At 44.6% G+C, this 14,535-nt stretch carries 8 protein-coding genes; 2 read left to right on the top strand and 6 right to left on the bottom strand.

Annotation, left to right across the window (positions count from 1 at the left end):
* The first annotated feature begins 8 nt into the window (after positions 1 to 8).
* Positions 9 to 2,174: a glycoside hydrolase family 3 N-terminal domain-containing protein gene (locus PQ469_RS11250; protein WP_274213053.1), complete on the top strand. Its 2,166-nt coding sequence runs from the start codon at positions 9 to 11 to the stop codon at positions 2,172 to 2,174.
* Between the two features lie 152 nt (positions 2,175 to 2,326).
* On the opposite strand, the gene PQ469_RS11245 is transcribed toward PQ469_RS11250, so the two are convergent.
* The 3 genes from PQ469_RS11245 to PQ469_RS11235 form a co-directional block, all read right to left on the bottom strand.
* Positions 2,327 to 5,317 (bottom strand): glycoside hydrolase domain-containing protein, encoded by a 2,991-nt coding sequence (locus PQ469_RS11245; protein ID WP_274213052.1) that lies wholly within the window; start codon positions 5,315 to 5,317, stop codon positions 2,327 to 2,329.
* Between the two features lie 262 nt (positions 5,318 to 5,579).
* Positions 5,580 to 6,932, bottom strand: coding sequence for a Gfo/Idh/MocA family protein (locus PQ469_RS11240; protein ID WP_274213051.1), 1,353 nt, complete (start codon positions 6,930 to 6,932; stop codon positions 5,580 to 5,582).
* Between the two features lie 21 nt (positions 6,933 to 6,953).
* The gene (locus PQ469_RS11235) at positions 6,954 to 8,264 is read right to left on the bottom strand and encodes a DUF3472 domain-containing protein (RefSeq protein ID WP_274213050.1); all 1,311 of its coding nucleotides are present in this window, start codon (positions 8,262 to 8,264) and stop codon (positions 6,954 to 6,956) included.
* Between the two features lie 215 nt (positions 8,265 to 8,479).
* On the opposite strand from PQ469_RS11235, the gene PQ469_RS11230 reads away from it, so the two are divergent.
* On the top strand, positions 8,480 to 9,508 hold the full coding sequence (locus PQ469_RS11230) for a LacI family DNA-binding transcriptional regulator (protein ID WP_274213049.1): 1,029 nt from the start codon (positions 8,480 to 8,482) through the stop codon (positions 9,506 to 9,508).
* 116 nt (positions 9,509 to 9,624) lie between these two features.
* Here PQ469_RS11230 and PQ469_RS11225 read toward each other — a convergent pair whose 3' ends face one another.
* The 3 genes from PQ469_RS11225 to PQ469_RS11215 form a co-directional block, all read right to left on the bottom strand.
* Positions 9,625 to 11,163, bottom strand: a complete 1,539-nt coding sequence (locus PQ469_RS11225; RefSeq protein WP_274213048.1) for a beta-N-acetylhexosaminidase — start codon at positions 11,161 to 11,163, stop codon at positions 9,625 to 9,627.
* Positions 11,164 to 11,224: 61 nt separating this feature from the next.
* Entirely contained in the window at positions 11,225 to 11,980 is a 756-nt protein-coding gene (locus PQ469_RS11220; protein ID WP_274213047.1) for a 6-phosphogluconolactonase, read from the bottom strand.
* A 106-nt stretch (positions 11,981 to 12,086) separates the two neighbouring features.
* Entirely contained in the window at positions 12,087 to 14,381 is a 2,295-nt protein-coding gene (locus PQ469_RS11215) for a GH92 family glycosyl hydrolase (RefSeq protein ID WP_274213046.1), read from the bottom strand.
* Positions 14,382 to 14,535: the final 154 nt, after the last annotated feature.

The raw sequence follows: 14,535 nt of genomic DNA, 5'->3' as shown, positions 1-14,535 counted from the left end.
ATCCCATCATGAAAAAAAGTGCTGCCTATTTAGCGGGCTGCGCGTTAATACTATCGTCGTTACCTACCTTGGCGCAAAATACGCCTGTTTATAAAGATGCTTCGCAATCGATTGATACAAGAATAAAGGATTTGATAGCTAAATTAACATTAGAAGAAAAGGTATCCTTATTGGGCTACAGGAGCAAGGCAGTACCACGTTTAGATATACCTGCATACAACTGGTGGAACGAAGGCCTACACGGCGTGGCACGCGCCGGCGATGCCACCATATTTCCGCAGGCCATTGGTATGGCGGCAACGTTTAATGAAAAACTGGTTGATTCCGTGGCCGATGCGATCTCGACCGAGGCAAGGGCCAAATACAACTTATCCACATCATTAGGGCGCCGTTTGCAGTATATGGGCCTCACCTTTTGGACACCCAACATCAACATCTTTCGCGATCCACGATGGGGACGCGGGCAGGAAACCTACGGCGAAGACCCGTTTTTGACCGCGCACATAGGATCGGCATTTGTACACGGGATGCAGGGCAAAGACAGCCGTTACCTGAAGGCGGCAGCTACCGCCAAACATTTTGCAGCGCATAGCGGCCCCGAAGCTACCCGCGATTCTTTTGATGCTATTGTTGATGAAAAAGACATGCGCGAAACGTACCTGTATGCATTCCACGCATTGGTAAACTCTGGTGTAGAATCTGTGATGACAGCTTATAACAGTATCAACGGCGTACCAAACTCTGTAAATAAAAACCTGGTAACAGATATTTTAAGGAACGAATGGGGCTTTAAAGGGCATGTAGTTACAGATTGCGGTGCACTTGACGATGTTTTTTTAGCTCACAAAACCATCCCGACAGCTGTTGAAACGGCGGCCGCGGGTATAAAGGCCGGAATCGACCTGGACTGCTCCTCGGTTTTCCAGGGCGACCTGGTGAAGGCTGTACAGCAAAAGCTGTTAACAGAAAAAGAAGTTGATGTAGCACTATCCCGTATCTTAAAAACCCAGTTCAAATTAGGCTTTTTTGACGATGGCGGTGCGGCTCCATTTAAAAATTACGGTGCCGATAGCATCCACAACGATGCTCATATTGCGCTTGCCCGTAAGGTTGCGCAACAAAGTATGGTATTGCTAAAAAACGATAACAATATACTCCCGTTTAAACAAGGCCAATACACCAGCTTTATGGTGTTAGGCCCCAATGCGGCCGCATTAGATGCGATGGTTGGCAGTTATCATGGTGTGAGCAGCAAAGTAGTAAACTTTGTAGAAGGTATTACCGGCAATGTGGATAAGGGCACCCGTGTAGAATATGACCTGGGCTGCGATTATCGCGACACTACCCATTTTGGCGGTATCTGGGGTGCAGGCAATGCCGATGTAACCATCGCCGTAATAGGTTTATCACCTGTATTGGAGGGTGAAGCCGGGGATGCCTTCCTGGCCGAATCCGGAGGCGATAAAAAGAGCCTGAGTTTGCCTGCAAGCGAAATAGCCTTTATGCGAGAATTGCGTAAGGGTGTAAAGAAACCTATCATTGCTGTAATAACTGCCGGCAGCGATGTGGATGTAGCCGCCATAGCACCATATGCCGACGCCATCATATATGCCTGGTATCCCGGTGAGCAAGGCGGAAACGCTTTGGCAGACATTGTTTTTGGGAAGATAAGCCCGTCGGGGCACCTGCCGCTTACGTTTTATAATTCGGTTAAGGATTTACCGGAATATACCAGCTATAGTATGAAAGGCCGTACCTACCGTTACTTTGGGGGCGCTGTACAATATCCATTCGGGTTTGGCCTAAGCTATACTTCGTTTAGTTACGAGGCCGCTTCCGCACCGGCCAAACAATATGCGGCCAAAGATACCATCAGTATTACTATTAAAGTTAAAAACACGGGCAATATGGACGCCGATGAAGTTGTACAAGCTTATATTAAATATCCAAATTTAGACAGGATGCCAATTAAAGAGCTGAAAGGCTTTAAACGAGTAAGCGTTGGCAAAGGAAACGGGCAACTGGTAACCATAAAAATACCGGTTAAGGAGTTACAAAAATGGGATTTGCAAAAGCACGGCTGGAAGCTTTATCCGGGGGATTATAAGCTGATTATGGGCAGTAACTCGGCCGACGAAAAGCTAAGTGCCAGCTTTAAGATAACTGGTAAATAGGAAGTAGCCGGTAATAACTAAGATATATGAGATTTACTCTATTCTTACTTACAACGTTAGAATAAACATCCACTCGTACTTCCTTAATAGTAACGATTGCCACCGGTATACATTTGCTACCAGTGGCAATCGTTGTTTTTTATCGGCCTGTTTTACCTGATAATCAGCAACCAGCCCTTTCCTTTTTCAACCGGAATCCTATCATCCAAACCAAACGTTTTAGCAGGCTGAAAACTTTTAATCTCCGGCGCTGTGATGGTTGCTTTTGCAGGATCGATTCCCAGTTTCTTCCAATCGATGATTAGTTTAAAATCAGTATCACTTTCTTCCCAACTGGCTATAGATACCATTGCCGCACCTGCTTTTTTGTAAACGGTTGCCAGGACTTTGGCTTTATCGGTTTTTACCGGGTTATCATCAACCCAGTAACCAATCATTTTGGTGCCCTTCATACCAAAGTTATCCCAGGCTTTCCATATCGGCCTCGGATCGGCGCCATCGCTCCAGGGCATGCGGTTGGTCATGCCGTAAACCATACCACGCCATTTATTACCGCCGCCTTGTAGCATTTCGCCCATTAGGCCAAACGGAATACCGCTCACTTCGGTCAGGAAAAAATCAGGGGCGTTCTTTTCGTAATCAAAGTATTCGCCAAACCACAGGCGGTTCAGGTATGGAAAATGCTCCATGTACAGGTTGGCGCTGTTATTAAAACCATCACTTTTGTTGTATTGATTGGCCGAGTGAAGATCAATTATACCAGGATGCCCGTCTTTAGTAAGCACGCGTTTAACACGTTTCATAGTTACACGGTCAAAGGCCACATCATCTAAATAAATACCATCGATGCCTACGTTTTGGGTAAGCCAGTTCATGCCTTCTACATAGTAGTTATGCCAGCGGTTCATACCGCTGTTAATAATGGCGGCATCCTTAATTTCGGGAACAAACCAGGCGGCAATGTAATCGTCGCCAACGTGTTCCTGTAGCCAGCTGAAGCCCCCACCTTTGCCTGGCGAATAAATTTCGTGCCCAAGGCTGCGGAGCGCGAAAGTTTCATAAGCGTGGTTTGACAGTTCGCGTATGGTGTTGTAAATTTTTACTTTTAATCCTGCCGAATGAGCCGAATCATCATAGGCCTTCATTTTATGCCAGGCGATAAAAGGGTAGTTGATAGTCGGATTGATAGCTGTAGCATGGTGAATGTTTATTAAGCTTGCACCTGCTGCCTTAATGGTATCAATGGGTTTGTAAGCATGATAAAACCTGGTGGCCCACTGAAAATCGGTATTAATGGTATGGAAAGGGGTAATAAGCAAGGTAAAGTTGTAGTACAACTCCTCTCCTTTTTTCAAATTCCGTTCGCCGCTGTAGTTGTTTACCAGCACCGCTTTGCCATCAAAGGCAATTTTGATACCGCCTTTATTATCATTGCCCCATGATGATGGCAGGATTAATGGTTTTTGCAGGTAGAAATTGGTATTAAGCGGACGAACGTATTTCTCATCGCGCAGTGAATATTGCAAACCGCCGTTTACATTGCCAACCCAGGCGCCATCCTGGTTTTTATGGGCCACATCCCATTTCCACTCAAAATTCTCAGGACGATCTCCTCCCTTTTGGCCGAGGCCAATCATGTATTTGGCAAAATCTTTTTTAAGGGGGATATGCATATTTATCTCCTTTAAACTTACATCCTGCAAGGCCGTCACCTTTACCGTATAGGCCATAAAGCCATCAAACTCCAGCGATGCGGATACATCCATTTGCAGGCTATCATTAGCACTTGCCGCTGTCCACTGTACTGTACCGGCTTCTTTTTTACCAAATTGTACACCCTGGCTTTTCAGGTTAATTTTTTTGCCGGCAGCGTTTATAAAATGGAAGTGAATGCCTTCGGTGAGTAAGTTATTAGGTGTGGTGGCATATTCCGTCATTTCGGGTGTAAAGTAAGTTTGTACCTGTTTAGGGAACCCATCTTTATTTACCTCCACCTTTCTGCCCAGCAGGCTAATGGTATTGCCATCAACTGTTAATGGGGTGTACGGCGCTATTACCGTATTTTCCTGCGCCATAGTTGAATTTAACCAACCCAGGCGGGTCATTTTATAAGGCTCATTTACGCCGCCGTCTTTTAATATTTTGTTGTTTACTTTTATGGATATCGTAATAACTTTAGCAGCTCTTCCATCCGCCACGATAGTTGCCTTTCCTGTATAAATTGAGGGCAACGCCGAAACGGGCACGTTAACGCCGCACCACAAAGCCTGTATTTCGCCCTGCGCTACATTTACGGTTTTGGTTAGCGGTTTAGCATCATAAGTGGTACCGCCCGTATTGATACAAAACAACGCCGAAGCAGGGATGATTTTGCCGGTCGGCGAGGTGAGGTTACTGAACGTAACTTCTACGTCTTCGATGTTCTGCAAGGCGTAAACGCCCAACTGAAAGGCGAAGTTTTCGCCACGGGCAGCTACGCCTGTATATTTGTTTTGCGGCCCGCGTTCTATCCATTGCTGCGGCAAATATTTGGTCATGCGGATAGCGTTTAACCTGTCTTCCGGGAAAACCAGGAAGTCCTCTTTTTTATTTTTTCCAATCAAAGCGTCAGTCTCTGCTTTGGTGGCAATCACCTCCATTGGGTAAAAGCTATTGAAAGCATCTATGGACTGAAACTCTTTAACCTTAGCGCCAATGAAAACATCCCTCGTAGATAGTTTTTTCATCCAATCTTCAGATGCTGTTTTTTCGGGTTTTAAATATACGCCCTTTGGATAGTTGGAACGGCCTTCGTTTTTGTAAGGCATATAATAAACGTAGTAAGTGCCAGCTCCAGAGGTTGGTTCAAAATAAACCTTCCCTTTTTCCCGGGTTATATCATTCATTTCTACATTGGTGATCTTTATATTTGTCTTCGCATCAACAACAATTATGCGTTTATCCTGCGGGTTGGCGTCGCGTCGTCTCCAAGGGATATCGGCAATGGCTATTCCCGAGGATGGGCCGGTATAACTTAACACCACCCGGTGATTTCCTAATGAATCGGGCAGCCAGCATTTTTCGCAATTGGTATAAGGTATTTTTTGTGCCGAAGCAGCAAAACTGCCTAACAGTAAAATAATGGCAGCAAATTGTTTTTTCATTTTAGTTAGAACTTATAATTTCTGAATACCGGCTTTGGGTAAATTTGATTTCGTGCAATCACTAATACGCAAAGCAAGCTATCAAAAATTAAAATCTATTATAAAGATGTTATAACTTTTGGAACCTAAAAAAGGTAAAATTATTGATACCATGTTCGCCACATCCACCTTAATCCACTTTAGCAACTCAAAGCACTCTAATTGCCAGGCTGTGCACTTGACAATTAGGGTGCTTAAATAAACCGGCGACATCATCACATATCTAAAATCCGCTATCGTCCAGGGCAAAACTGTTTTTCCTATCTTTCCATTTACCTTTTGTAAAATCAGGAAAGACCACGCTTGCATTGCCTTCTTTAAGGGATTTGGTTGATAATGGCGTAATAACACTCATGGTAACTGAATCATAAACATCAATAGGCGTTTGGCGTTTATTTTTTACCGATTCGATAAAGGCGTTAAATACAAACCAATCCATCCCGCCATGACCGGCGCCTTCGGCCATTTTTTCGTATTTTTTCCACAACGGGTGATCGTATTTATCAAACCATTGTTGTGCGGGATCCCAGGAATCATCCTCTTTTGATTTATGGTCGATATAAACACTTTTGTTTACATCCATCCACAATCCCTTTGTTCCCTGTACGCGGAAGCCCAATGAATACGGGCGCGGCAAATGCGTATCGTGGCTCAGCAATACCGTTTCGCCGTTGGCGCAATTGATCATGGTGGTAGTTACATCGCCATTTTTATAATTTATCTTAGCGTTGGGATGGCCGGGCGACAATTCTTCGATGTAAGCCCCCAAACCGCGTGCTTTTGAGCTAAAAGATACCAGGTTGGTAAACCGGTTACCCGCGTTGATATTGGCGTAATGCATACAAGGGCCTGCGCCATGGGTTGGATAGATGTCGCCATCCACATCTATATTAAACTGGGTACGCCATTGGGCTTCGCTTAAGGCTTTGGCACCATATTCCACGCCTCTGTTACCGTAGCTCCCTTTACCATCGTTAAACAATACCGGCCTTAAATTGTGCTGGTAACCGCCTTCCAGATGGATAATCTCGCCAAAAAGGTCCTGGCGTGCCATATTTAGCGCAGCCATTACATCCCGCCGATAACAAACATTCTCCAATGTCATATAGGGCATTCCTGTTTTTTCGGAGGTATGCACAATATCCCAGTGTTCATCTACCGTCAAGCCTGCAATAACTTCACAACCCACATATTTGCCGGCCTTCATGGCATCAATAGCCTGCGGATGGTGAAACTGCCAAGGTGTGGCTATGATGACTGCATCAATATCCTTACGGTCTAAAAGTTTTTTGTAGGCATCCAGGCCACCTGTGTATTCCGTTACCGGGGCATGGCCCTTTTTGGCTATGTATTCGCGGCAAATTTTCAGTGAATGCTCCTGGGTATCACAAATGGCTACTACTTCTACATCATCGCGCAGCAAACCTTCGGCAATGTGGCTCATGCCGCGGGCACCAACGCCAATGTAACCCAGCCTTACTTTGGCCGGTGCAGATGCAAACAAACTACCAGACGGCAAGATGCTGAAGCCGGCTGCGGCAATAGCGCCGGTTTTTATAAATTCTCTTCTTTCCATTTTATAAGTTATATATCAGTTTTATTTAATAGGTAATTTATTAATATCAATAACAGGTTTTACACCTGCCGCTGCCCTGATGAATGGCGTGTTCAGTTTCACGAAACCGTCAAAAAAACCGCCGTTTTGCAGGTAAAATTTATCTCGTTCGACGCCGCCTGCATAATCTTTCCGGTAGTTGGCTTTTGCGGTAGCGTCACCGGTGTATACAGCATGGGTAAGTTGCTGCCAGTTATTTTCACTATCGCCTATCCATTGGTTTGTAAACAGGGCTTTGCGGGTTTTATCGCCGTTTTCGGGCTCAAAATTCTCTACAAAAGAATAGAGGCTGGTTAGGTAAGTTGCTTTTTGCGGTCGGTTAAAGCTGGCCACCAGGAACCATTTACCAGCGGCAACGTCTTCAAAATAAGCCGTAAACGTTGTTGAATTTTTAGCAGGATCAGGTTCGGCGCTTAACAAAAAGGCGTAGGCTTTCCCGGCTTCCCAGGGATAGTGCATATAACTTTGCCCACCCGATCCTTCGTTGCCAAATTCGCCAATGTGTACGCCCGCGCCGCCTTTTACCAATTTAATGCGCATGCTATCGGGAATGCTTTTGGGGTCTTCGGTATTAAACGGGCTCCATACAGAAAACAACACCCGGCGTTCGGCAGCCGAATTTACCTGCATGCCAAAATATCCCTGACCAAATCCATCTGCCATAAAATATGATCCGACGACGTCCTGCCCCCTGGGAACAATTATCTGGTTGTAAAACCATCGCACTTTTGTTTTTTTATCATCGGGAACTGTAAACCTAAGGTGCACCGATGGCCCCCTCCTGCCGAAGTGGAACGAACTGCCTGGTTTTACATAAGCTATATCGGCATCGGGCTGTTTGGTTTGGATGATGAGGTCGCTTACATCAGCATACACTGCGCCTGTTTTACTCATACCCTTCAGTTCAATTTTAACATGACCGGCATGCTTTAAATGAATCGTTCCCATCTCAATGGTATCAAAAGCCCGGTTGCTTACCTTTTTAAATATATAATTTTCGCCTTCTTTTATCCGGATCTTACTTTCGCCGTTTGGCACCCGTAGCCGCAACGATATTTTAATATCCTGCGCAACCGAAACCCTGAAATAGATGTTCGCGGTTGATTTAGGGCCTTTCCAATTCACCAGGCCTTCATCAGTAATGGTATCGGGCGCGTTTACCCAGGCATTGCCACCTAAGGGAATTACCTGCCTTATATTGAGCACATCGGGGTTTGCAACCTGCGCCAGCGAAACAGCGGCTATAAAAGAACCAATTAAAAAGACAAGGCAGCTTACTGTAGTTTTTTTCATATTATGTTATCGGCAAACACCAACTGGTATCCTTTTATAAATGTGCCGGCTTCTTAATAAACATTTTGTTTTGCTGAAATTAGTGATTAAGCATGTGAAAATAAATTACACAAACCCAAAAACGGCACGCAAACGTTTGCAGTACTTTGCAAACCGGCAATAATTTGATAATAATCTGCTAACTTTAATTTTATTTCAAGTACACCAAAAGGATAATGCAATCAAAGCCGACTACTATAAAAGAGATAGCCCGACAACTTGGTATCTCGGTATCTACAGTTTCAAGGGCCTTGCATGATCATCCCAGCATCGGACTTAGTACCAGGGTAAAAGTTAAGAAACTGGCCGGCGAACTAAACTACGAGCCAAATCAAACTGCCATTTTTTTACAGAAGGGGAAAACCCGCACCATTGGTGTTATTTTGCCCGAACTTTCTGAAGCCTTTTTTTCATCGGCTATTAGCGCCATTGAAGATACCGCCTATAAAAAGAATTATACGGTATTGCTTGCACAATCACATGACGATGAGCAGAAAGAAAAAGAACTGGTAGAGAAAATGAAAAATCACCGTGTAGATGGGCTGCTGGTATCAGTAGGCAAAAACACTTCTTCTTTTCAGCATTTTGAAAACCTTAAAAAATATAATATCCCTATAGTTTATTTTGATAGAATTCCCAACATTGCCAACATCCATTACGTGGCCTGTAATATGGAAATTGGCACTATAGCGGCAGTTAGTTTCCTGTTAAAAAAAGGTCACCGTGCCATAGGCATGATCAATGGCCCTCAAACTATGGTGGCTACCGGCGAACGAAAAGAAGGCTACATTAAGGCCATGACCAAAAACCGGCTAAAATTTGACCCCTCACTTATTGTATCCTGCGATTTAACGGAGGAGGGCACAAAAAAAGCTTTCGACGAGTTGTTGGCCAACAAAAGAAAACCAACTGCCATTGTTACGTTTAACGACTATGTAGCCTTATTTGCTATTAAACACGCACGAAAGCTCGGCATCAGGATAAATAAAGACATTGAATTTGTAAGCTACGCCAATTTACCGTTGATCAATTATATGGAAAACATCCCGACAGCCTCGGTTGAGCAATTCCCCTACCTGCAGGGGCAAAAAGCTGCTGATATCCTGATGGACTTGCTCCATCACCAGGATAAGGGCAGTAATGAGCAAAGCGCCTATTATAAAATCATTATAGAATCGCAGCTGATCGAGAATAAGAATAAATAAAAAGCGGTCAAACGTTTGCGTGCCGGTTTCATCAGGCCTGTTAAGTGTATTTCAGCTGAAAGCTGAAACCATGTTTAACCACGAGGTGAAACCTCGCGGTAGCAAGTGATATTAAATTATTTAGCTCCTGCCAGCCTATCAAATAACCCTGTCACTTTCATATTACGCAAGTCGTTTTCCACCTGGATAGCCGACGGGGCCAGGAAATCTTTATTCAATTGTTCAAACCTGTCATCCAGATTTTTTGATGTAGCCAACAGTTGCTTTAACGCAGCAATTACTGCAGTCTTTTGCGCATTATCAAACGACGCCTCATTAACCTGCTTCTCGATAGCCTGGTAAGTGAGGTAATATACCCTGATATCGGCCATTAATTTAAAATGCTCAAACTCCTCCTTGTTTTTTGTTGGCTTTAGCGCGTAAAACTTTTGCCGGGCAATGGTGCAGCTATCCAGCAATTGCTGAACCGATAGCGGTGCGGGCGATTTCACCTCGCCCTGTTGTATTTCATAAGGTGCTGTTTTAAGTGCTTCCCAAAATGAAATGGCCCCGGCCCTATCAAACCCGAACTGGTTTTGACCGTAGCCGTACACAAAGTTGGTGATATTTAAAGGCTGGTTACTTTTAACTGCTTCGAAATAGGCAGCTATAGACATATTGAACCCCGACAGTGGGTACACGTGCCTGATGGCATACAGCTCGGCCATATCCGCTTCTGATTCATACACTGCCGAATACTGGCCGGATGTTGACCACGACGTCATGATCATCCCTTTATAGCCCAACTTGCTTGCAGCCGGTATAAAATTGCTGATATTTTTCAGGTGTTTTTCCCAAAGGGTGAGGTTATAATTATCCGGGCTCGAGCGGATTGCCGGCGATCCCCAGATTTCGAAACCGCTTTCCATCAACTTTTGATGGTTGCCAAAATAGCTCATATCCCAGCCATAGTTCCAATCTACAAAAACGGTTTCTTTGGGCAGCGATTTAATGGCATCGGGATATTTCAGCGCGATATCGGCCCAAAGCACGGGGCGCTTGCCCAGCTTAATCACGATTTCGCATAGCGTTTTAATGTAGTCGGTATATAGTTTGGATTTACCTTCCTTTTCGGCTTTGGCCTTACATTTTGCATCGTGCCCCAGCAGGTAGGTTTCATCGCCGCCGATGTGGATATATTTAGAGGTATGTGTGGCGGCAAGTTCGGTATACAAATCAGTAAACAGGGCTTTATCCCCATCCGTTTCCAAGGGGCACACCTGCGATACATCTTTTTGATCTTCGCGCAGGTTTTTATAACGTTGGTGCCGTAAAATGTATTCCACATGGCCGAAACTTTGTTGCAGCGGTATCACATCAATACCCAAGCTGTCGCAGTAGCGGATAAAGTTTTTAATTTCCTGCTTGCTGTAAGCATAGCGATTGGGTATCAAGGGATGTTTTTCGAATGGATAAGTACCCTCCCACTCCATCACCAGCGTGTTCATCCCATTTTGGCTTAGTTTTAATGCAAAAGCTTTAAGCGCCGGCATGGTCATTACCTGGATGCGCAAATCGAGATGGAAACCGCGCACCGCAAAAGGCGATTTTGCCTCCTGCGCCATAACGGCGTTTAAACTAATTAATAGTAATAAAGCGGGTAATAATTTTTTCATGGAATCGCAATCTTAGCGGGTGCTGCTTTCGTTTCCCCAATTTATTTTTTTAACGGGATGCTTAAATATACGTTCCGCTTTTATCATCAACAAATAATATAGCATCAGGGTGTGTCCGCAATATTGTTGAAGGGTATTTTTCTGATATTGCTGCATTTAAAGTATGTTTAACCGCATCTGCCTTTTTTTCGCCGGGCACAACGGCAAAAGCAAAAGGCGTGTTTACCAATGCGGGGATAGTGAGCGTTAAGGCATGGGTGGGTACATCTTCTATCCTGGCAAAACAGCCATCATTTACCTGTTGCACACGGCAGACATTGTCCAGATCGACAATTTTAACCAACAGGGGATCATTAAAATCGGCCACATGCGGATCGTTGAAAGCAAGGTGCGTATTTTCGCCGATGCCCAGGCAAACAACATCCGGAGGGAATTGGTTTAGCAAGTCTGCATAGCGCAGGCACTCCTGCTCCGCATTGGCAGCGTTGCCGTTAAGATAATGTACCGCCTTAAAAGGCACTTTGCAAAACAGTCGTTCTTTTAAAAAATTGCCAAAACCCTGCGGCGCGTCCGCATCCAGGTTAAGGTATTCATCCATGTGAAAAGCCCTGATCCTTGTCCAATCTATATCCCGTTTCAGCAATTCATCCAAAAACTCATTTTGTGACGGGGCCGCCGCGAAAATGACATTAACGAATTGCTTTGCTTTTAGCAGTTCGATTATTTTTTTAGCGACAGCATTTGCAGCCGCTATGGCCATCAGGTGCCGGCTGCCCGACGCTTCAACCTTCAATTGATCTTTTATAAATTCTTTCATCAACCGTGACTTATCTAAATTCTTCTCTGATATTCTGTACAGACCATGCTATAGAAAAAAAATCTGCACACCTGAAATCTGCACATCTGCATATCCGCTCATCGTATCAATCTTTTTGGGGCACACTTGTCATCTTAAATTCCAATGTACCCCCGTGGCTTATCTGCTCGTGCGATATCATGTGGTTTTTTATGGGCTGGCCATCAAAAGTAACTGCCTTCACATATTTATTTTGTGCCGATAGGTCGGTTGCTTTAATAACCAGCTTATTGCCATTTTGCAGGCTTAGGGCAATATAAGGGAATTGCGGCGCGCCAATACTGTACATACCCGATGCCGGTGTTACGGGGTAAAAACCCATGGTGCTAAAAATATACCAGGCCGATGTCTGGCCGCAATCATCATTGCCGTTGATGCCTACCGGGGCGTTGCGGTAATTTTGCCAGCCCACGTTTTGCCTTACCAGTTCCTGAGTTTTCCAGGGCATACCGCAATAGTTAAACAGGTATATATAGTGGTGTCCCGGCTCATTATCGGCCCGGTAGTGGCCATCGGTAAAGTTATGGGATAGTTTATCGGCAAAAGCTTTTTCGCCGCCCATAAGGGCTATCATGCCCGGCACATCATGCATGGCGCCAAAGGTATAAGTCCACTTGGTGCCTTCGGTAAATCCGCTATCCGGCTTGGCCGACCATTGTCCGTTGGCGTTGCGCGGCGCCATGAATCCTGTAGCACTGTTATATACGTTTTTATAGTTCTGGCTCCAGGCCATCAGCTGTTTATAATCATCATCCTTGCCCAATGCTTTGGCTACCTGGGCCACACAGTAATCGTCGATGCCATACTCAATAGTCCGTGAAACCGATTCACGGGTTTTATCAACGGGAACGTAGCCCAGTTTATGGTAGTTGGTAAGGCCGCCGCGGGCTTCAAAGCTCGTCCACAAATCGCGGTCGCCCCATTTTTTTTGTGTATCGCCGTCGGGCGCTGTAAAAGCATCTTTATGCATGGCCTCATAAGCCAGTTTGGTGCTATATCCCCGGAACCCTTTTACATAAGCATCGGCTACCACAGCATCAGCATGGGTGCTTATCATAATATTAGTATAGGTTGGGTTTGGCCACATGGGCATCCAGCCGCCCTCCTGGTACATTTGTAATAAGGATTTCACCATACCGTTTACCCGCTCGGGCTGAGTCAGCGTTAACAAAGGGTGTAAAGCCCGGAAAGTATCCCAAAGTGAATAATCGTTATAAGAAATTCCACTATGTACTTTATCGTCAAACGCGCTGTAATACCTGCCATACTCCGAAAATTGCCTTGGAAACAATAATGTATGATATAGCGCTGTATAAAATATAGTTCTTTGCTCGTTAGTGATGCCATTTACCTGGAGTACCTTTAGTTGCTGCTGCCAGTTATCGCGGGTATCCTTTACCACTTTCTCAAAATCCCAATCCGGAATTTCTTTTTTCAGATTGTGGCGGGCCTGGTCGATACTGATAAATGAGGTAGCCACGGCTACTTTGATCTGGGTATTGGCTATTGTTTTAAAAGAAATAAATGCGCCCATACGGGTGCCGAATTGTTCCTTACTGCCCTTTTTGATGACATTTTTATCCCAGGTGCCGTATTTACGGATCTGTTTATCAAACCTGATGATAAAATAACCCTTGAAGTTTTTAAGCTCGGGGCCTATCTGGGCTGATTGCCTATCGGGATTGTAGCCGGTAATTTCATTATTGATAGTATCAACATGCACGTAGCCCTTTAACTTTTTAAGTCTGGGCTCATAATCATTTGCCCAATCCTTAAGCTGCGGGTTAAGGTTTATGCCCTGGATAATAAGGTGTGCCTTTTCGGCAGCCGGGAAAGTAAACCGGAACATGCCGCAGGTATTCGCCCCCGCTATTTCTGATTTGATAAACGTTTTATTATCAGCCTTTAGCTTAACCGAATAGTAGTACGGCTTTGCTATCTCGTCTTTATGATTGTAAGTTAATTTGCGTTCGTTGGGTAATACACGCAGGTTACCAACCTGGGGCATAATAGATACATAACCATAGTCGCCCATCCAAACAGTTGGCTGATGGGTGGCCAGCAGACCTATAACGGTTTTGTCTTCGTATTGGTAACACATACGGCCCATTTTGCTTTCGCCGGTTTGCGCAACAAAGTTGGTCATGGCGAAGGGCACATTTACGCATGGCATAGTGCCACCACCATCAAGGCCCTTGGCAAAACCGGTAATGGCTGTACCTATTAAAGGATTAACAAAGTCTACTTCGTCTTTCTGAGTTTTTTGGCTGGCTTGCTGTGCCTGGACTGTGGCGTTAAAACTTGTGAGCAGAGCAAATAAACAGGCACTTATTTTTAATTTATGGTCAAATAAAAATCTCATTTTTCAATAGGTATGTAAATGTGTTTATAAATAGTGGTATAGCAAATGTCTTATTTTAAAACTATTCCCGATAGCGATAGCCGCGTTTTTTTGCTAAAACGTTTAACGGGTGGCTGTTTAAAAACCATATAATAACATAAAAAGCGGATGCCGG

This window comes from Mucilaginibacter sp. KACC 22773 (assembly GCF_028736215.1).
Taxonomy (GTDB): domain Bacteria; phylum Bacteroidota; class Bacteroidia; order Sphingobacteriales; family Sphingobacteriaceae; genus Mucilaginibacter.
This window is presented reverse-complemented; position numbering and strand designations above follow the sequence as displayed.

Excerpts from the sequence above, each read along its gene's own strand:
- PQ469_RS11235 (WP_274213050.1), bottom strand. The coding sequence starts at position 8,264 with ATGAAAAAAACTACAGTAAGCTGCCTTGTCTTTTTAATTGGTTCTTTT.
- PQ469_RS11240 (WP_274213051.1), bottom strand. The coding sequence starts at position 6,932 with ATGGAAAGAAGAGAATTTATAAAAACCGGCGCTATTGCCGCAGCCGGC.
- PQ469_RS11250 (WP_274213053.1), top strand. The coding sequence starts at position 9 with ATGAAAAAAAGTGCTGCCTATTTAGCGGGCTGCGCGTTAATACTATCG.
- PQ469_RS11220 (WP_274213047.1), bottom strand. The coding sequence starts at position 11,980 with ATGAAAGAATTTATAAAAGATCAATTGAAGGTTGAAGCGTCGGGCAGC.
- PQ469_RS11215 (WP_274213046.1), bottom strand. The coding sequence starts at position 14,381 with ATGAGATTTTTATTTGACCATAAATTAAAAATAAGTGCCTGTTTATTT.
- PQ469_RS11230 (WP_274213049.1), top strand. The coding sequence starts at position 8,480 with ATGCAATCAAAGCCGACTACTATAAAAGAGATAGCCCGACAACTTGGT.
- PQ469_RS11245 (WP_274213052.1), bottom strand. The coding sequence starts at position 5,317 with ATGAAAAAACAATTTGCTGCCATTATTTTACTGTTAGGCAGTTTTGCT.
- PQ469_RS11225 (WP_274213048.1), bottom strand. The coding sequence starts at position 11,163 with ATGAAAAAATTATTACCCGCTTTATTACTATTAATTAGTTTAAACGCC.